At 70.3% G+C, this 18,389-nt stretch carries 15 protein-coding genes; 8 read left to right on the top strand and 7 right to left on the bottom strand.

Annotated elements, in window-relative coordinates:
* Positions 1 to 144 precede the first annotated feature (144 nt).
* Positions 145 to 1,902, top strand: coding sequence for an FAD-dependent oxidoreductase (locus tag VT85_RS08420; RefSeq protein WP_068413270.1), 1,758 nt, complete (start codon positions 145 to 147; stop codon positions 1,900 to 1,902).
* Between the two features lie 269 nt (positions 1,903 to 2,171).
* Here VT85_RS08420 and VT85_RS08415 read toward each other — a convergent pair whose 3' ends face one another.
* The 3 genes from VT85_RS08415 to VT85_RS08405 form a co-directional block, all read right to left on the bottom strand.
* Positions 2,172 to 2,711, bottom strand: a complete 540-nt coding sequence (locus VT85_RS08415; protein ID WP_068413267.1) for a hypothetical protein — start codon at positions 2,709 to 2,711, stop codon at positions 2,172 to 2,174.
* Positions 2,712 to 2,739: 28 nt separating this feature from the next.
* The gene (locus VT85_RS08410) at positions 2,740 to 3,264 is read right to left on the bottom strand and encodes a carboxypeptidase-like regulatory domain-containing protein (RefSeq protein WP_068413263.1); all 525 of its coding nucleotides are present in this window, start codon (positions 3,262 to 3,264) and stop codon (positions 2,740 to 2,742) included.
* A gap of 101 nt (positions 3,265 to 3,365) precedes the next feature.
* Positions 3,366 to 4,394 carry a DUF1559 domain-containing protein gene (locus VT85_RS08405; RefSeq protein ID WP_068413260.1) on the bottom strand — a complete coding sequence of 343 codons (1,029 nt, stop codon included), beginning with the start codon at positions 4,392 to 4,394 and terminating at the stop codon, positions 3,366 to 3,368.
* A gap of 305 nt (positions 4,395 to 4,699) precedes the next feature.
* Here VT85_RS08405 and VT85_RS08400 point away from each other — a divergent pair, with 305 nt between their 5' ends.
* The 4 genes from VT85_RS08400 to VT85_RS08385 all read left to right on the top strand — a co-directional run bounded on the left by VT85_RS08400 (position 4,700) and on the right by VT85_RS08385 (position 9,324).
* The gene (locus VT85_RS08400) at positions 4,700 to 5,905 is read left to right on the top strand and encodes a XylR family transcriptional regulator (RefSeq protein WP_068413257.1); all 1,206 of its coding nucleotides are present in this window, start codon (positions 4,700 to 4,702) and stop codon (positions 5,903 to 5,905) included.
* Between the two features lie 36 nt (positions 5,906 to 5,941).
* Positions 5,942 to 7,234, top strand: coding sequence for a metallophosphoesterase family protein (locus VT85_RS08395; RefSeq protein WP_068413254.1), 1,293 nt, complete (start codon positions 5,942 to 5,944; stop codon positions 7,232 to 7,234).
* 114 nt (positions 7,235 to 7,348) lie between these two features.
* A complete protein-coding gene (gene fabF, locus VT85_RS08390) occupies positions 7,349 to 8,632 on the top strand; it encodes a beta-ketoacyl-ACP synthase II (protein ID WP_068413251.1) in 1,284 nt (427 codons plus the stop codon).
* An 83-nt stretch (positions 8,633 to 8,715) separates the two neighbouring features.
* Positions 8,716 to 9,324 carry a sulfotransferase family protein gene (locus tag VT85_RS08385; protein ID WP_068413248.1) on the top strand — a complete coding sequence of 203 codons (609 nt, stop codon included), beginning with the start codon at positions 8,716 to 8,718 and terminating at the stop codon, positions 9,322 to 9,324.
* Positions 9,325 to 9,460: 136 nt separating this feature from the next.
* On the opposite strand, the gene VT85_RS08380 is transcribed toward VT85_RS08385, so the two are convergent.
* Positions 9,461 to 10,303: a hypothetical protein gene (locus VT85_RS08380; protein ID WP_197491171.1), complete on the bottom strand. Its 843-nt coding sequence runs from the start codon at positions 10,301 to 10,303 to the stop codon at positions 9,461 to 9,463.
* A 201-nt stretch (positions 10,304 to 10,504) separates the two neighbouring features.
* A complete protein-coding gene (locus VT85_RS08375) occupies positions 10,505 to 11,752 on the bottom strand; it encodes an acyltransferase family protein (RefSeq protein WP_197491170.1) in 1,248 nt (415 codons plus the stop codon).
* A gap of 183 nt (positions 11,753 to 11,935) precedes the next feature.
* On the opposite strand from VT85_RS08375, the gene VT85_RS08370 reads away from it, so the two are divergent.
* The 3 genes from VT85_RS08370 (at position 11,936) to VT85_RS08360 (ending at position 16,429) form a co-directional block, all read left to right on the top strand.
* Positions 11,936 to 14,137: a sigma-70 family RNA polymerase sigma factor gene (locus tag VT85_RS08370; RefSeq protein ID WP_197491169.1), complete on the top strand. Its 2,202-nt coding sequence runs from the start codon at positions 11,936 to 11,938 to the stop codon at positions 14,135 to 14,137.
* A gap of 243 nt (positions 14,138 to 14,380) precedes the next feature.
* Positions 14,381 to 15,715 (top strand): Gfo/Idh/MocA family protein, encoded by a 1,335-nt coding sequence (locus tag VT85_RS08365; RefSeq protein WP_068413238.1) that lies wholly within the window; start codon positions 14,381 to 14,383, stop codon positions 15,713 to 15,715.
* A gap of 24 nt (positions 15,716 to 15,739) precedes the next feature.
* Complete coding sequence (locus VT85_RS08360) at positions 15,740 to 16,429, top strand: HEAT repeat domain-containing protein (protein WP_068413236.1); 690 nt, start codon at positions 15,740 to 15,742, stop codon at positions 16,427 to 16,429.
* A gap of 344 nt (positions 16,430 to 16,773) precedes the next feature.
* Here VT85_RS08360 and VT85_RS08355 read toward each other — a convergent pair whose 3' ends face one another.
* Entirely contained in the window at positions 16,774 to 17,586 is an 813-nt protein-coding gene (locus tag VT85_RS08355) for a carbon-nitrogen hydrolase family protein (RefSeq protein ID WP_068421666.1), read from the bottom strand.
* A gap of 26 nt (positions 17,587 to 17,612) precedes the next feature.
* On the bottom strand, positions 17,613 to 18,377 hold the full coding sequence (locus VT85_RS08350; protein ID WP_068413233.1) for a biotin/lipoate A/B protein ligase family protein: 765 nt from the start codon (positions 18,375 to 18,377) through the stop codon (positions 17,613 to 17,615).
* Between the last annotated feature and the right edge of the window lie 12 nt (positions 18,378 to 18,389).

Raw genomic sequence — 18,389 nt, 5'->3', positions numbered from 1 at the left:
CCCGCCCCGCGCCGCCCCCCCGCGGTGCGGGGATCGACCCGGCGCGCCCGAAACTGATAGAATTCGGAGATGCGCCCGCGATGCGGCGGGACGGATCGGTGCACGGCCGTCGCGGCTGGCGACGGCCAGAGGAAGGGATCTGAAATGCGAAGGCGAGAGTTCCTGGGGGCGTGCGGGATCGGTCTGGTCGGATTCTCGGCGGTCCCGGCGCCGAGCCGCGCCGAGGGGACCGAGGAAGTCCATCGCGACTTCGACGTGATCATCGCCGGCGGGACGACGGCGGCGTTCGCGGCGGCGGTCGCCTCGGCCGAGAGCGGCGCGAGGACCTGCCTGATCGAGCCCACCGACTGGGTCGGCGGCCAGCTCACCGCGAGCGCCGTGCCGGCGATCGACGAGGCCTGGCACACGATCAAGGACAAGAAGACCGGCGAGGAGTTCAAGGTCCACGCGATCGCCCGCGACCGCGCGAACATGACGCCCAACTTCCGCGCCATGCTCGACGCCACGGGCAACCCCGGCAAGGGCTGGGTCAGCAACTACTGCTTCGAGCCCCGGAATTTCCTGGACGATCACCTCCTCCCGCTGGAGGCGAAGCTCGTCGCCGAGGGGACGCTCGTCGTCTTCCGCGAGGCCGTGATCAAGACGGTGGAGGTCGACGCGGCCAGGGGGCTCGTCACCGCGATCACCGCGATCCGGCGCAAGCCCCGGCCGGGCGTGGAGGCGGCCGGGTACGACGTCCTGCCGTCGAAGGACCTGGCCGACTGGTACAGCCCCGAGCCCTCCTCGCGGTTCGACAAGTCCGTGCTCCGGTTCGAGGCTCCCAGGGGCCGCGACGTCGTCTTCATCGACGCGACCGAATGGGGCGAGGTCCTCGTCCTGGCCGACGCCCCGTACCTCCAGGGGGTCGAGTTCGAGGACGGCGGCCGCGAGGGGGACGACCGTTGCGGCCAGTCGACGGTCTACGACTTCGTCCAGCGGTACGCCGCCGAGCCGGCCGACGAACCCGCCGGCCCCGAAGGGGTCTCGGGCTTCGGCTTCGACGAGTTCGACGGCAAGGCCGAGGCCTGGAACAAGATCTGGACCTACCGCCGCATCAAGAGCGCCAGGGGGGGCGGCCCGGCGGCCGTCGGCGACCTCTGCCTCCAGAACTGGGGGTACTCCGCCAAGCTCAAGGCCGGCGGCAACGACTACCCGTTCGGCTACCTGTTCCTCTCCCGCGCCGAGGCCGACGCGCAGCGAGGCGACTGGAATGGGGGCGTGGACCTCGCCGTGCTGTCCGAGGCCGAGCGACGGGCCCTGGGCTGGCACCACTGGTTCAAGGCCCAGGCGCCCGAGGGGATCGACCCGCGGCAGATCCTCCTGGACGGCGGCGTGCTCGGCACCAGCCACGGCCTCGCCAAGCTGCCTTACATCCGCGACACCCGCCGCTCGGTCGGCCTCGACGGCTTCCTGCTCAAGGGCCAGGACCTGAACCGCTCGATCGCCAAGAAGACCGGCCGCCGGTTCTTCGACCGCGTCGCGCTGGGCGCCTATCCGTCGGACGTCCACCCGATGTCGACCTGCACGATGCCCGCCTACATCGTCCAGGCGCACGACACCCTGCCGTTCTACATCCCCTTCCGTTCGCTCACGAACGAGAAGTACGGCAACCTGCTGGTCGCGGGCAAGACCATGGCGCAGAGCTTCCTCGCCAACGCCGCGACCCGCCTGCACCCGATCGAATGGTCCAGCGGCACCGCCGCCGGCGTCGCCGCCGCCGACATGGCCCGCAACGGCCGGACCAGCCGCGAGGAGCTGGAGCAGATCGAACACCTCCAGGCCCTCGTCCGCCGCAAGACCCCCACCGAATGGACCATCGAAGGCAAGCTCTACCCCGATCCCGAAGCCGACAAGGCGGAGTGATCGCGGACGGCCTTCGTGCTCGTCGCCCTCTCATCCGCCACGAGGGGAGCAGGGATACTCGCGTAATCATGCCTTCCCCCTGCTGGGGGAAGGTGGCCCGAAGGGCCGGATGAGGGGGACCATCAAGGCGGACGAGTCGAACAGCCGACGGCCCTCGCGCTCGTCGCCCCCTCCTCCGCCGCTGCGCGGCACCTCCTCCCTCGAGGGGAGAAGGATGCCTGGCGACGGGCTTTTCCGCTTCGTATGCGAGGGGGGACTGATCCCGGCCCTCAGTCCTTGGCGGGTTCGGCCGGGGGCTCGGGCGAGGGTCCCGGGGTCGGCGCGGGGGCGTCGAGCTGGGCGTCGACTTCGAAGTCGAGGGTGGTCGTCCCGCCGTCGGGGATGGTGGCGGCGAGGGGGGTGTTTTCGAAGGACGTGATCGAGGGGGGGAGCTTCTCGGTGGCGGTGGCCACGGCGGGGTCGGGGACGAAGCCGGCGCGGTCTTCGAGGCCGAGGACGCGGCCGTCGGCGGCGACGAGGTAGCTCAGGACGACCTTATAGTCGCCGGGGATGGCGCCGGGGCGGGCGGCGGTGATGAGGGAGAACTTCCCCTCCTCGTCGGTCTCGCCGTGCGCCGGGGCCCACTCCTCGGGGATGAACGTCACGACGACGCCGGGAACGGCCTTGCCGCCGATCTTCACCACGCCCGAGACGGGGACGAGCGCCTCCAGCTTGGCGAGGCGGTCGTCCACGGAGTCCTCGGGCTGGCCGCAGCCGGCGGCCAGCAAGACGGCGAGGAGGCCGATGGAGAGGGGGGCTCGGGCTTTCATCGGATGGTCCTCGGATTGATGGGGCGGTTCACTTGGGGGCACCCGGCTTCCGCACCGCCCCGTCCTCGTACTTGAAGTCGAGAGGCGAGCCGTCGGCCTTGACCTCGGCGTCGAACTCGGCCGGGGGGTCGGCCTTCTTGCCCTTGCGGCCGGCCTTGTTGGCGGCGGCGGATCGCTTCATCTCGCCGAGCATGATCGGGTCGTCCTTGAAGGCTTCCTCGACGGCGGAATCGACTTCCAGCTCCGGGGTGGCGGTCCCCGGGGTGATCGTCACCGTGTACTTGCCGGGGGCGAGCCCGGAGCGGGACTTGAAGCGGGCGAGGTAGGTGCCGGCGGGTCCGCTGGTGTCGCCGCCGGGGGTCTGGTCGGCGTTGCTCGGGTCGGGCGTGAACGCGACCGAAGCGTTGGCCATGGGCTCGCTGTTGCGGGTGATCTTCCCCTTCACGGGCGCCAGGGTGATGGCGTCGTCGGCGTCGCCGCAGCCGGTGCCGGCGGCGGCGAGCAGGAGGATCGCGACCGGCGCGAGTCGTCGGGTCGTCTGGCGGAGGTTCATGCTGAGGGCTCCCACACGGAAGACGCGCGGCGACGCCGGGGGTGGGCGTCGCCGCGCTTCGGGCGTTCGGATCCGGCTCGACGCGGTTCGGTTCGGCTCGATCAGAGCGAGTCGGCGCTGACGACCTCGCCGCCGGCCATGGTGGCGGAGGCCCACCAGGTGACGGGGCTGATCGAGTTCTTGATGAACCGGACGCTGCCGTCGGCCATCACCATGTTGACGCCGCCGGAGTGCTTGCTGGAGAAGACCCAGGCGTAGGGGGCCTTCTTGCCGAACGCGGTGGCCGTCGGGTAGAGGTAGCCCGAGACGCCGTTGGGCATGTAGGCGAGGAAGTCGGTCGAGGTCGGGGGCACGATCCGGCCGTGCACGGCGGTGTGCGTGCCCGAGCCCCAGTAGGGGCCGAACCGGGGCGGCGGGCCCTGGTCGTACTTGGAGACGCCGTTGACCGACTCGCCGGCGAGGAACGTGTTGCTGGTGCCGTCGGTGATGGCGGCGATCGAGGTGGCCGCGTCGTTGAAGAAGGGGCCCTTCATGCCGGCGTCGACGCCGGCGGAGGCGGGGCAGAAGTAGTCCGTGTAGATCGTGGTGTTGAGCTGGTAGTTGGACCGGCGGGCGTTGATCCGGCGATACGGCCAGGCCGCGGTGGTGTTCGGGTCGGTGACGGCGTCGGGCTCGTTGTCGCTGGGGCACCAGAAGGCGTTGACCATCGTCCCCGTGACGGTCGTGTTGGCCAGTTCCGAGCCGATGACCACGGTGTTGACGCCGCCGAACGCGGTGTTGTTCCCGGCCTGCTCGTAGTTGTAGGCGTTGGCCAGGGCGGTCTGCTCGAAGTAGGGGAGGATCATGGCGAAGGCGGTCGTGTTCAGGACCCGGCCGCCGGAGTTGAGGGCGGTGCAGCTTCCTGAGAAGATCTTGGCCGGGGGGAGCGCGCCGACGGCGCTCATGTAGTTGTGGAAGGCCAGGCCCATCTGCTTCAGGTTGTTCGTGCACTGGATCCGCCGGGCCGCCTCGCGAGCCGACTGGACGGCCGGCAGCAGCAGGGCGATCAGCACCGCGATGATCGCGATGACGACCAGCAGTTCGATCAGCGTGAAGCCCCGACGGGTTTCGCCGCGTTGGGTGGCGGTCATCAGGAAGGACTCCTCGGACGAGCGGGATGGGCAAGGAATGAGCGCAAGGGGCCGGGCGTCCCAAAGAAGACGCACGACCTCGTTCCGCGAACGACGGAAGACGAGAGAAAGGGGAGAGTGAAGATCACAGTAGAAGCTCGCCCGTTGGTCGGCAATGCAATATTCGGCATTCGTTTTCTAACTTTCGGCCTGATCCCGCGGTTGCCGCCTCGCATGGCTCTGAGATACGATGGATCGGATCCACAACTTCCGTCGATCGATCCTCTCCCAGCCGCCCAGGCGGCGTCTCTGCGATCCCCCGACGCATGACAGCAACCCCGAAGCCCCCTCCCTCGCGGAGCCGACCGCCGCACGTCGCGCTGGTCGTGCAGACGTCGATGGCCTACGGTCGCAAGATCCTCCAGGGCGTGTCCCGGTACGCGCGGGAGAACGGCCCCTGGACGTTCTACTTCGAGCCCCGATCGCGGCTGGACCCCCCGCCCCCGTGGCTGGCGTCGTGGGACGGCGACGGGATCATCCTGGGGGTGGCGAAGTCCTCCAGCGAGTTCCGGCCGCCGCGACGCGTGCCGATGGTGAACCTGGACGATCAGGGGGGGCGTCCCCACATCCAGAGCGATCACCGGGCGATCGGCGCCCTGGCCGCCGAGCACCTGCTGGAGCGGGGGTTCAAGCGGTTCGCCTTCTTCGGCTACCCCGGCTTCCGGTGGTCGATCGCCAATTACGAGGGCTTCGCGGAGCGGGTCCGGCGCGAGGGCTGGGAGTGTCGGGCGTATCGCGGCGGCCAGCGGGCGTCGTGGGGGCATCAGCTCCCGGCGTGGGAGACGGAGATGGCGACCGTCTCGCGCTGGATCGCCTCGCTCCCCAAGCCGCTGGGCCTGATGGCCTGCAACGACTTCCGGGGCATCCAGGCGCTCGAGGCCTGCCGTCGCGCGGGGGTCTCGGTCCCGGAGGAAGTCGCGGTGGTCGGCGCCGACGACGAGACGCTCGCCTGCGAGCTGGCGAACCCCCCCCTGTCGAGCGTGATCCCCGACTGCCAGACGATCGGCTATCAGGCCGCCGCCCTCCTGGACCGGATGATGAGCGGCGGCCGGGCCCCGAGGACGACCCTGGCGATCCCCCCGCTGGGCGTCGCCGTCCGGCAGTCCAGCGAGATCACGGCGATCGAGGAGCCCTGCGTCGCCGAGGCCGTCCGGTTCATCCGCGACCGCGCCTGTTCAGGCATCCGGGTCGACGACGTGCTGGAGCACGTGGACGTCTCCCGGAGCAAGCTCCAGCGCCTGTTCCGCGAGGAGCTCGGCCGGACGATCCACGAGACCATCGCCCGCGAGCGCATCCGGCGCGTCGAGCAGCTTCTGGCCGAGACCAGCCTCGGTTACGAGGACATCGCCCAGAAGTCCGGCTTCGCCTATCTCGGCTACATGAGCACCGTCTTCCGACGCTCGACGGGCCTCACCCCCGCCGCCTACCGCCAGCAGCACGCCCGCGAACACGCGCCCGATTCGGCCCCCTGAGCCGACGCCCCCCCAGAGATCGAAAGGGAGATGAGAATGCGAACACCAGTTCGGCCGACCCCGGCCGCCCGGCCCGCCCTGGCTTCCACCCTCGCCCTGATCCTGATCCTGGGAGCCGGCCCGGCTTCCGCCCAGCGACCCGAGGTCGCGGCGGCCGAGAGCGAGGCCCGCGCCGAGGTGCTCGCCCTGCGCGGCGAGGGGTTCCTCGCCGTTCCTCCCTGGGTCCAGCTCCTCGGCGGGGATGAGATCGGCGTCGGCTGGATGACGGCCGCTCCCGGCGACGGGGTCGTCGAATGGACGCAGGAGCCGGAAGGGGGCGAGGAAGGCGCCTGGAAGCGCTCCGGGTCGTCCCGGCACGGGCTCAAGCAGGCCAACTCCACGATCCAGAAGGCCGTGCTGAAGGGGTACGACCCGTCGAAGCCGCTCCGCTTCCGGGCCGTCTCGCGTCCGATCACGAAGCTCGCCCCCTATTCGGTCGTCTACGGCGAGCCGGCGACCTCGAAGGAGGTGAGCCTCCCGCCGACCCGTCGCGACGACGGCTCGGCCTCGTTCCTGGTCTTCAACGACGTCCACGACCGGATCCAGTTCTACCCGCTTCTGACTCCGCTCGCCGGCGGGGGCGTCGACTTCATGGTCTTCAACGGCGACGTCCTCACCGATCCGATGACCGAGCGACAGGTGGTCGAGAGCCTCCTCCTGCCGATGGCCTGGTTCGCCTCGAAGGGGATCCCCTGCTTCTTCCTCCGGGGCAACCACGAGACCCGGGGCGCGTTCGCCCGCCTACTCCCGGAGTACCTGATCCTTCCCGAGGACCGCTACTACGCCGCCATGACCTTCGGCGCGGTCCGCGTCCTGCTCCTCGACACCGGCGAGGACAAGCCCGACGCGAGCGTCGAGTACAGCGGCCTCGTCGATTTCGACGCCTACATGGAAGAGGAACGCGACTGGCTCTCGCGCGAGATCGCCGGCGACGCCTACAAGGCCGCGACCTGGCGGGTGGTCGTCCAGCACATCCCACCGGACTGGCGGACGCTTCCCCGGGACAAGTCCAAGTGGTACGGGCCGATCCGCGTCGAGAAGCTCTTCGGCCCGCTGTACGATTCCGGGAAGGTCGACCTGATCGTCGCCGGGCACAACCACCACGCCGAGGTGATCCCCCCCTGCCCCGACGCCTCCCGAGGCTTCCAGTACCCGGTCTTCGTCGGCGACGCCCACCCGCTCGCCAAGGCCACCGTCCTCCGCGTCGACGCCTCCCCCGCGAATCTCCGCATCCGCCGCTTCCAGTCCGACGGGGCCGTCGGGGCCGAGCAATCCTGGGATCGACCCTGATCCCCGGCCCGGCTTTCTCCCGGCTCGCCGCATTCGCCGATCTTGACGTGGGAAAACGGCCCCCCTACCATTCCGGCGCGATCCGAGGGAAGTCCGTAGCGAAGAGGGCTCGCGATGCGACGACGAGTGGTGGTCACGGGGATGGGGATGATCACGCCGGTCGGGGGGGACGTCGAGTCCTCATGGGCGGCGATGTGCGCGGGTCGTGGGGGCGTGGGCCCGATCACGTTGTTCGACGCCGGGACGTTCGCGACCCGGATCGCGGCCGAGGTGCCGGACTTCGACCTGGCGGCGTACCGGCCCGACGCGGAGCGATGGGTCGACCACAGCCGGACCTCGAAGTTCGCGCTGGCGGCGGCGACCCAGGCCGTCGCCCATGCGGGCCTGAACGAGTCGCGGCTGGACCCGTCGCGGTTCGGGGTGTACCTGGGCTCGGGCGAGGGCCAGCAGGACTTCGGCCGGTTCGTGGCCCTGGTCCACGGCTCCAGCCGCGAGGGGAAGGTCGACACCGCCCGGTTCACCAGCCAGGGGGTGCGGGGCCTGCATGCGGTCCGCGAGGCCGACCAGGAGCCCGGCAACCCGGCGGGCCACCTGGCGTCGGTCTTCGGGGCGAGGGGGGCGAATCTGACGTGCCAGACCGCCTGCGCCGCCAGCGCCCAGGCCATCGGCGAGGCCTCGGAGTTCATCCGTCGGGGCGACCTCGACGTCGTCCTGGCCGGCGGCGCGCACAGCATGATCCATCCCCTGGGGGTGACGGGGTTCATCCTCTTGACCGCCATGTCCACCCGCAACGACGACCCCGCCCGCGCCAGCCGGCCGTTCGACCGCGACCGCGACGGCTTCGTCCTGGGCGAAGGGGGCGGGGTGCTGGTTCTGGAGGACCTGGAGCACGCCCGGGCGCGCGGGGCCGTGATCTACGGCGAGGTGGCCGGCCACGGCTCGACCGCCGACGCCTTCCGGCTGACCGACAGCCACGACGAGGGCCGGGGCGCCGTCGCCGCCATGCGGACCGCCCTGGAAGACGCCGGCCTCGACCCGTCCGACATCGACTACATCAACGCCCACGGCACCAGCACCCCCTCGAACGACTCGATCGAGACGCTGGCGATCAAGCGGGTGTTCGGCGACGGCGCGTACACCATGCCCATCTCCAGCACCAAGAGCATGACCGGCCATCTGGTCTCCGCCGGCGGCGCCGTCGAGGCCGTCGCCTGCCTGCTCGCGCTCCGCGACGGCGTCCTCCCGCCGACGATCAACCTGGAAAACCCCGACCCCGCCTGCGACCTGGACTACATCCCCCACCAGGCCCGCGAGCGCCGGGTCGACGCCGTCCTCTCCAACAGCTTCGGCTTCGGCGGCCAGAACACGGCCCTGATCCTCAAGCGGTTCGACGGCTGACCGCAAGGGATCGGGATGTCTCGATCCCCGACGACTCGCTAGAATCCATCGAGTTTTGGATTTCTCAGGGAGGCCGTCGGATCATGAATGCGGAATCGGGAGCGGGAGCGGGCGCGGAGAAGGAAATCGTGGTCGTCTCGGGCCTGCCCCGCTCGGGCACGTCCCTGATGATGCAGATGCTGGACAAGGGGGGGATCGAGGCCGTCACCGACAGCCTGCGGACCCCCGACGTCGACAACCCGCGCGGCTATTATGAGTTCGAGATCGTCAAGAAGATCAAGGAGGACGCCTCCTGGATCCCCGACACCCGGGGCAAGGTCTTCAAGATGGTCTCTCAACTCCTCTACGACCTCCCCCCCTCGGAGACCTATCGCGTCGTCTTCATGCAGCGCGATTTCGACGAGATGCTGACCTCCCAGGAGAAGATGCTCGCCCGCCTGGGCCGCCCCTCGGCCCCCCGCGACGAGATCAAGCGGGCCTTCGCCCAGCACCTGGAACGGCTCTACGCCTGGCTGGAAAAGCAGCCCAACATGCCGGTCCTGTTCGTCCGCCACCATGACCTGGTGAACCAGCCTCGCGAGCAGGCCGAGCGGATCAACGCCTTCTTCGGCGGCCGGCTGGACGTCGAGGCGATGGTCGCCGCCGTCGACCCCTCGCTCTACCGCAACCGTAAGGCCGAGACGGCCGGCTGACCCCCGCCCCGCCCCGCCCCGCCGAGACCTCACGTTCGAAATGCGAGACGGAGCCGCCCGGGCGCCCAAAGGGCCCGGACGACTCCGTCATATCTCTCGGGAGATTCCGTCGGCGACGGTCGCTCGCCGGATCAGATCAACCCTGCTGCGACGGGGCCACGGCCTGGGGGGCGGGGGCGACCGCCGGGGCGGCGTACTCGACCGGCGCGGCGTAGGTCACGGGGACGACCCGGTTGACCTTCTTGTAGGCCGTGACGGCGACCTGCTCGCACACCTTGCGGGGGACCTGCTTGGTCACGACGCGGGGCTGGCACGTCCAGGTCACGACCGGGACCTTCTCGACCACCACTTCCTGAACCATCCGCTTCTGGGTCACCTTGCGGACCTCGTTGACGACCTCCTGGACGTACCGGGTCCGGGTCACCGGCACCTGGCGGGTCTGGGTCTCGCGGACGAGCTGGGTCACCACCACGTCCTTCACCGTCGGCACGGCCGTGTACGTGGTCTTGGCGACCACCTTGCAATCGCCGCAGGCCGACTTGTGGTGCAGGAAGCACTTCTTCACCGGCACCGTGACGTACTGCGTCGACGGAACGTACTCGCAGGACTGCACCTGCTGCGTCGTCTGGACCGGACGGCAGACGGTGTAGTTCTGCGTGACGTAGTCGGTCTCCTGGATCGGCTTGCAGACGACCCGCTGGACCGGGACGTCGACCGTGTCATAGACCGGCTTGCAGACGACCCGCTGCCGCTCGACGTAGTTGGTGACCGGAATCCGCTCCATCACCGTCTTGGAGACCGTCTCGTACTCGGTCCGCCACTGCTTCTTGTAGACCGTGTACGGGACCAGTTCGGTCACGCACTGGTAAGCCGGCTGTGCGACCACGCAGGGGGTCTTGTGGCAGGTGCCGCAGGCCGAAGCCGTCTGGGCCGCCATCAGCACGCAGGCCGCCATCGCCAAGCTCATTCGGATCCGCATCTTCTTCGTCCTCCGGTTGTCCATCAGCAATCGTCTCTGCCCAGGTCGCTCGCTCATGTCGTCGGCCGCTGAGACGCTCGACACCATTGTACAACATGGGCAATTGGAGAAGCATGGAAAATTTGTAACGATCAGGAGTCATGGGCGATTCGTCATGGGTTTGCACAGATGCAAAACCTGGGCCGATCCTGATCATTGCTCCTAGACCTTCAGGAAGAGCCGACGGCGGTACATCCAGAATAGGACGAGCCATAAAATCGACAAGGTCGCGACGCCCTGCACGAACGGCTCATACTCCGGGCCGAACCCCTTGAAGACGTCGGGGCCCAGGTGGGTGCGGAACGCCGAAACGATGAAATCCTCGACGAGGTGGGCCAGGCAGTAGGCGGCGATCGAGTTCATGCCGATGACCCGGAGCGGGAACGCCCACCGCTTCCAGCCTAGCATGTCCATCACCAGGTAGAATGCGGCGAGGGTCAGGAAGGCGATCCCGCCCGAATAGAGGGTCCACGAGGGGGTCCAGATCCGCTTGACGACCGGGACCAGCCCCGCCGCCCCGAGTCCCCAGCCGACGGCCGTCGCGGCGACCCCGGCGGCGGCCAGCAGGCCGAGCTTCGACCAGGGGGTCCGCCGCTCCTTCAGCAGGCCGCCGGCGAGCAGCCCCATGATCATCGTCCCCAGCGTCGGGATGAAGCTGAGCGTGGCGTAGCCGCCGCCGTTGTAGAGGAACGGCTTCTCGCGCGGGAAGAGGTTGAGGAACCAGGCGTCGAACGCCCAGGCCGGGTTGCTGTTCTTGTTCCAGTGGGCCTCGAAGCCCCCCAGCAGGTGCGGCCAGTCGGCCGGGACGCCGTGCGCGGGGTAGTCGAACCCCGTCCCCGGCGCGGGATAGGCCGCGAACAGCAGCCAGTAGCCCGCCAGGATCACCGCCAGCGCCGCACCCTGCACGCGGCGGGAATACCAGCCCAGCAGGAACAGGAACGGATATCCCAGGCCGATCTGCGAGAGCGTGTCCTCGAACGTCCAGTTCGTCTGGGAACGGCCGACCGACCGCAGGAAGACCCCCAGCAGCACCAGCACCAGCGCCCGCCAGAGCGCGTGCGCGCTCATGACCCCCCGCGACTGCCCCTTCGCCATCCGCGAGGCGATCGAGAACGGCAGGGCGACGCCGACCAGGAACGAGAACGACGGCTGGATCATGTCGTGGACGACGCAGCCGATCCACTCGACGTGGTCCTGCTGGGTGGCGAGGAACCGCCAGAACTCGCTCTCCGGGAAGTTCCGGGCCATCTGCCCGAAGCGGAGGACCTCGGCCATCATCAGGAACATGACCAGGCCGCGATAGGCGTCGATCGAATCCAGCCGGGCCATCGCCGCGACCGCCGGGTCGGGGATGGTCGGCGAGTCGGCGACGGGGGCCTCGGGCTCGACGGGCGTCGTCTCTGTGCTCATGGATGGTGTCTCGGGGCTGCGAGGAAGACCTCGGGCACGTTTGCCTGCCACGATAACCCGTGCGACCGGCCGAAGCGAGGAGCCATGTCCCGCCCCGAATCACCGGCCCCTCGCGAAATTGTTGAAAGCGCCGGGCGTCCCCGGGGCACTATGGGGCGACGAACCATCCAGGAGGGCGACGAAATGACGGCAAGCCGGGGCGGGGGCGGGCTGGTCCGCTCGATCCAGACGCTGTACGAGGCGGGCTCCCTCGCCGGGCTCGACGACGCGGAGCTGCTCGGGCGGTTCCTCGACCGCGCGGACGGGGCGGAGGCCGCGTTCGAGGCCATCCTGGCGCGGCACGGGGCGATGGTCCATCAGGTCTGCCGCTCCGCCGCCGGCTCGGACGCCGACGCCGAGGACGCCTTCCAGGCGACGTTCCTCATCCTGGCCTGCCGCGCGCCGAGCGTCCGCCGCCGCGCCTCCCTGGCCCCCTGGCTGTTCGGAGTCGCCCGCCGGGTCGCGGCCCGGGCGAGGGCGAACTCGGCCCGACGACGCGTCCACGAACACCGGGCCGGAGCGATGGCGCCCACCGTCTCCCTCCCGCCCGACACGGCCGACGACCTGGCGATCCTGATCGAGGAACTCGACCGACTCCCCGCCCGGTATCGCGACCCGATCGTCCTCTGCCACCTCCAGGGCCTGACCTACGAGGCCGCCTCGCGACAGCTCCAGTGCCCGCTCGGCACCCTCGGCGTCCGCCTGAAGCGAGGCAAGGAGCGGCTGCGGGCCCGCCTCGAACGCCGAGGCGTCTCCGACCCGGCCCGGGCCCTCGCCCCGCTCCCCCCTCCCTTCGTCCCTGTCGCCCTGTCGACCGCGACGGCGAGGCTGGCGACCCTCGCCGCCTCGGCCCTCGGCGCCGGCGTCCCGATCCCCGTCCTGAACCTGACCCAAGGAGCCTTGCGGACCATGCGGATCTCGAAACTCATCGGAGCGTCGGTCGCCTTGCTCGCCCTGGCGGCCGGCGCGTGGACCTGGAACGCCTCGGCGGCCGATGACAAGGCGGCTCCGTCTCGTGAAGCCTTCGGAGCCCGCTCGCCGACGAAGTACCGACTCACTGGACGGGTCGCAGACCCGGACACCGGAGAGCCGATCGCCGGCGCCACGGTCGAGGTCTTCACCTCGGAACCGGGCAAGAAGGAACTGGTGCTTAAGTCCGCCCAGTCCGGCGCAGATGGCGTCTACTCGGTGGATCTGCCGCCAGGGCACTGCTCCATGCCGAGGATCGAGCCCGCACCAGGCTGCTATGTCCTGTGGGACGGGCTGAGCTTCACGCCGTTCGCGGTGGGGGACGCCGCCCCGGTCGCGCGCAGGGACTATCCGATGCGTCGGGGGGCGACCTGGGAGTTCCAGCTGGCCTGGGCCGGCGACGGCCGCCCGGCTGCGCACGGTAGGATCTTTACAGGGCCCGTCCGGGCCGTCGCGGGTGCCGATGGCGTGGCGCGGATGGGGCTCCCCCGCACCGGCGGCGAGATCGAGGGCAACATCGAGGCGCCTCGGCGGTGGGACGCCCGGCCGCTCGGGTTCTCGCTCCGGTGGGACGACGGTTTCCGACCCGAGGCCGTCCGGAGCGTGGAACGCCTTGACGGATCGGATCGCTACCGGCTGATGGACGGGGAGGGCCGGTCGGCCCAGTTGGAATGCAAGGAAGGCGGCCACATCCAACCGCGTCTCGAAGACGGCCGGATGGCGATCCACGTCGCACTGCCCTCGTCCGAGCCGGCGGTGCTCGCCGAGGTCGGCGGGACGGTCGTCGACCGCTCGGGCGACCCCGTCTCCGGAGCCCTGGTCGAAGCCGCCTACGTTTGGAGAAACGAGAACGGCTCGACGAGCAGCACGATGATCGCGACGGAATCCTGCCGGGCGACCACCGATGAGCGGGGCCGCTATCGGCTCGACTGCATGCCCGACGCGGTGGCGGGAGCCGCGCCGACCGCGATCCGCCTGCTGGTGAGCAAGGAGGGGTTCGTCGGCGTCGACACCGAGCCTCTCGACGTCGAGCGAGGCAAGCCCGCGACTTTTCCGGATGTCCTGCTGGCACCGGGTTGCTCTGTCGTCGGCACGGTCGTGGACGTAGACGGCAGGCCGGTGGAGGGGGCCCAGGTCGAAAACCATTCGAGGCAGAACCCGCGGGTCGAGGTCGCGCGGACCGACGCCTCCGGCCGCTTCCGGTTCGACGGATTGGCCGAAGGGCCCGCCTCGCTCTCCGTCCGGTGCGGCGACCTGATGAGCGAGCCCGGCCAGGCGCTCCGGGCTCGCCGCGATCCGGAGCCCGTCACGATCCGTCTCGTCCCCGTCTCGCGCATCGACGACCCCGCGCCCGCTCCCCGTCGGCCGATCCTCTGAACCCGCATCGATGGTCGTCGACTGCCTCCTTGCTTCGCATGCCGGGGACGGGGATGATGGCGGGAGGCCCGTCGGCCGACGGGTCGTCCTCCTACCTTCGCGAGCGAGCTTCCCCCTCCCTGCAACCGGCCGATCGACGCCCGGCGAGTGCGACGCCGGCGGCCCCGGGCGGAGACGCCCCGGGGGGCGGACGGCACCCACGGGAGGCTCGCCCGGACATCCCAGACAGAGGGAGACTCCACGATGACGGATCCCGTTTCGACCGCCGACGGCACGGCCGCGAAGGGCCAGACCCGGCGCGACTGCTTGAAGACGGCGGCCCTCGCCGGCGCGGCGTTCGCCGTCCCGACGATCGTGCCGGCCTCGGCCCTGGGCCGCGACGGAGCCGTCGCCCCCAGCGAGCGGATCACCATGGCGGGCGTGGGCCTGGGCCCTCGCGGCCAGTTCGTGCTCGACTGGATGAGCCCCGAGCCCGACGTCCGGTTCGTCGCCATCGCCGACGTCCAGAAGAGCCGTCGCGAGGAGGTGAAGGCCAAGATCGACAAGAAGAACGGCGACCAAGACTGCAAGATGTACGCCGACTTCGAGGAGATGCTGGCCACCCGGCCCGACATCGACGCCGTCCTCATCGCCACCGGCGACCGCTGGCACGCCCAGGCCGCCATCCGCGCCATGCGGCTCGGCAAGGACGTCTACTCCGAGAAGCCCTCCAGCATGACCGTCGCCGAGGGCCGCGCGGTCGTCGACGCCGCCGAGCGGTACGGCCGGATCTATCAGACCGGCACCCAGCGGCTCAGCGAAGGCCCGTTCCGGACGATCATCGAACTGGCGCGCAAGGGCAAGCTCGGCAAGATCCACACCGTCCGCGCCCACATCGCCCCCTGGGACTCGGCCGACCTCAGCCACGCCTGGCTCCCCGAGGAGCCCCTCCCCTCCAAGGAAGACGTCAACTGGGACGCCTGGCTCGGCGGCTGCCCCTGGCGGCCGTTCAACACCGGCTACATCAAGGGCGGCTGGCGCGGCCACTACGACTTCCACACCAGCTGCATCGGCGAGTGGGGCGCCCACACCTTCGCCCAGGGCCAGGCCGGGATCGACGCCCTGGACACCTCGCCGATCGAGTACGCCTACGTCAACAACGTCAGCGGCGACGGCATGGTCACGACCTTCGCCTCCGGCGTGAAGATGATCCTCCAGCGCGAGGGCTGGCGCGGCTCCTGCGGCATGACCTTCGAAGGCGACGAGGGCTCCGCCTCCTGCGCCGACGGCTATGAGAAGCCCGACGTCTCCTCGCCCGCCCTGCTCGCCGAGGGGGAGAAGCTCCTGGCCGAGTACATGGAAGAGACCAAGCGGCCGATGAACCACGTCCGCGACTTCTTCGACTGCGTCAAGACCCGGCGCCAGGCCGTCGCCAACCCCGGGGTCATGCACCACTCGATGGCCACCGTCCACGCGGCCAACGTCTGCATGTGGCTCAGGCGCGACGTCCACTTCGACCCGGTCCCAGAGGAGTTCGTCGGCGACGCCGAGGCCGACCGCTTCCTCACCCGAGCCCAGCGCGCCCCCTGGATCATCTAATCCCACCCGTCGAGGAATGCCAAGATGAAGACCAAAGCCGCCGTTCTCGCCGGGGCCGCGCTGCTGGCCGCCTCGTCCTCGGCCTTCGCCCAGAAGGCGTCGCAGTCCGCGGGCAACCGCAAGAAGAAGAGCCAGGACGAACTGGTCGAGACCCTGCAGAAGTCCGACGCCACCCGCAAGGATAAGGCCGACGCCCTGCGCATCCTGGCCCAGGTCGGCGACCGAGGCTGCCTGCCGGTCGTCGCCCCCCTGCTGAAGGATGAGGACCTGGCCGACATGGCCCGCTACGCCATCGAGCCGATCCCCGACCCGGGCGTCGACGAGGCCCTCCGCGCCGTCGTCGCCGAGGCCTCGGGCCGCCCGCTCGTCGGCGCGATCGCCAGCCTTGGCGTGCGCCGCGACGTCAAGGCCGTCCCCGCCCTGGTCGCCAAGCTGGCCGACGCCGACGCGCAGGTCGTCGTCGCCGCCGCCAAGTCCCTGGGCGCGATCGGCACGCTCGCCGCCGCCAAGGCCCTCGAAGAGGCCCTCGCCAAGACCAAGGACGCGCCCCAGGCCGCCGTGGTCGAAGGCCTCTTCCGATCGGCCGAATCCCTCGCCGCCCTCGGCCAGTGCAAGGCCGCGGCCGAGGTCTACGACGCCCTCGCCAAGTCCGCCCCCCTGGACTGCGTGAAGGAATCCGCCGCCAAGCACGCCGAGAAGCTCCGCAAGGCCTGAGCCTCGGCGCGATCCCCTCGCCCCCCTCCCCGACTCCGGGGAGCGGGGGCCGCCCCCCAACTGCAAAATCGGGTCCGTTCCTTCCCGCCGGGAATCGGAGCCCGAGATTGGGTTCGCTCGACGGGTCCTGGAAACGAACCCATCGGGCGCAAGGGCCGACCAAATCGGTGTTTAAGCCGAGTTGTCGGTCCCGAGAATTGGGTTTGTTCGGCGGTTTTCATGGTGGAGATTCGCTCGTCGTCCCTGGCCTCTCGGTGGGGGGCCGTCGTGGCTGCGACGATCGCGGCGCGCAACGGCCCCCACCATGACAATGGCGCATGTCGCGGGATCGCGAACGGCGGTCGTCAGGCCGGGTCGTAGGCGGAGACCGGGATCGCGCGGCGGATCTCGGCGACGCGGCCCGGGTCGATCTCGGCGAGGGCCAGGCCGGAGGGGCCGTCGGGGGCGGTGGCGAGGACCACGCCCCAGGGGTCGACGATCATCGCGCGGCCGAAGCTCTCGCGAAGCTCGGACTCGCCGCCGTGGCGGCCGTACTGCGCGGGGGCCAGGACGTACGACTGGCACTCGATCGCGCGGGCGCGGAGGAGTTCGGCCCAGTGATCGCGGCCGGTCCGCATGGTGAAGGCGGCCGGGACGCAGAGCATCTCGGCCCCTCGCCGCACGAGGCCGCGGTACTGGTCGGCGAACCGCAGGTCGTAGCAGACGCTCAGGCCGAACCGGCCGAGCGCCGTGTCGGCGCCGACGAGGTCGGTCCCCGGCTCGATCGTCCGCGACTCCATCGCCCGCACGGCGTCGGAATGGTCCACGTCGAACAGGTGGATCTTGCGATAGATCGCCAGCCGGGAGCCGTCCGGGCCGAACAGGACGCTCGTGTTCCGACACCGCTGGGGCGACCCCCCGCGCTCGTTGAACGAGCCCAGCAGCAGGTGGATCGCGTGCCGCCGCGCGAGGTCGGCGAAGAACGAGCACGTCGGGCCGTCGAGCGGCTCGGCGCGGCGGACCTTCTCGTCGGCCGGGCCGAGGAAATTCGCGTTCTCGGGCGTGCCGATGAACTTCGCCCCATACCCCGCCGCGCGGGCGACCAGGGCTTCGATCTCGGCCAGGTTGCGGCCGACGTCGGTCGTCGAGGAGGTCTGGATCACGGCGGCCAGGAACATCGGATCGTCCTTCTCGGATTCGGCTTTCAACGCTTGTGATTCCAGTCGGGGTTCCGGTACACCTCACGCTCGATGCGCCCGGCGTGGTCGAGGAGCCCGTCGGGCCAGAGGGCGGCGGCGGGGTCCATGCCGAGAGCGCGGGCGAGGGGGGCGGCGAGGGCGTCGGCCCAGTCGCGAGCGTCGTCCGAGACGTCGGCCAGGTCGGCCGCGCCGGGGAGTTCGGGGACGGCGTCGGCGGCCCTGAGGAGGAGCGAGCTGTGCTGGAGGACGGCCCCCGCCCTCCTCCGTTGGGCGCTCCCCAGCAGCTTGACGCCGCGATGCACGAGGTCCTCGCCGTCGCGGCCGGCGAAGCAGAGGAACGGATGGTCGGGGACGGCGACGGCCTCGGCCCCAGCCTCGGCCGGGTCCAGTTCGCCGTGGCGGCGGGCTTCGACGGCGCGGGAGGCGAGGAGGTCGGCCGTGGCGCGATGCACCGCGCGGTAGAGGGCCGTGTTGGGCCTCGCGAGCGGGTGGTCCGACGGGATCACGATCGCGAAGGTGAGTTCGTTCTCATGCCAGATCGCCCCGCCTCCGGTCGAGCGCCGGACCTTGGCGGCGTCGCGCCATCGGGGCTCGGCCTCGGTCTCCGCCCAGCGCTGGAAGTAGCCGAGGCTGAGGGTGGGCGTCGCCCAGCCGTAGGTGCGGAGCCAGGCCGACGACGGGTCGCGCGCGACGAGGTCCAGCAGGGCCTCGTCGATCGCCATGTTCGTCGGCCCCTCGGCGACGTGGTAGGGGAGGATTCGGCAGATCATGTCGCTGCGACG

This window comes from Planctomyces sp. SH-PL62 (assembly GCF_001610895.1).
GTDB lineage: Bacteria > Planctomycetota > Planctomycetia > Isosphaerales > Isosphaeraceae > Paludisphaera.
The sequence above is the reverse complement of the archived record's forward strand: the minus strand, read 5'-3'. Positions and strand labels throughout refer to the sequence as shown.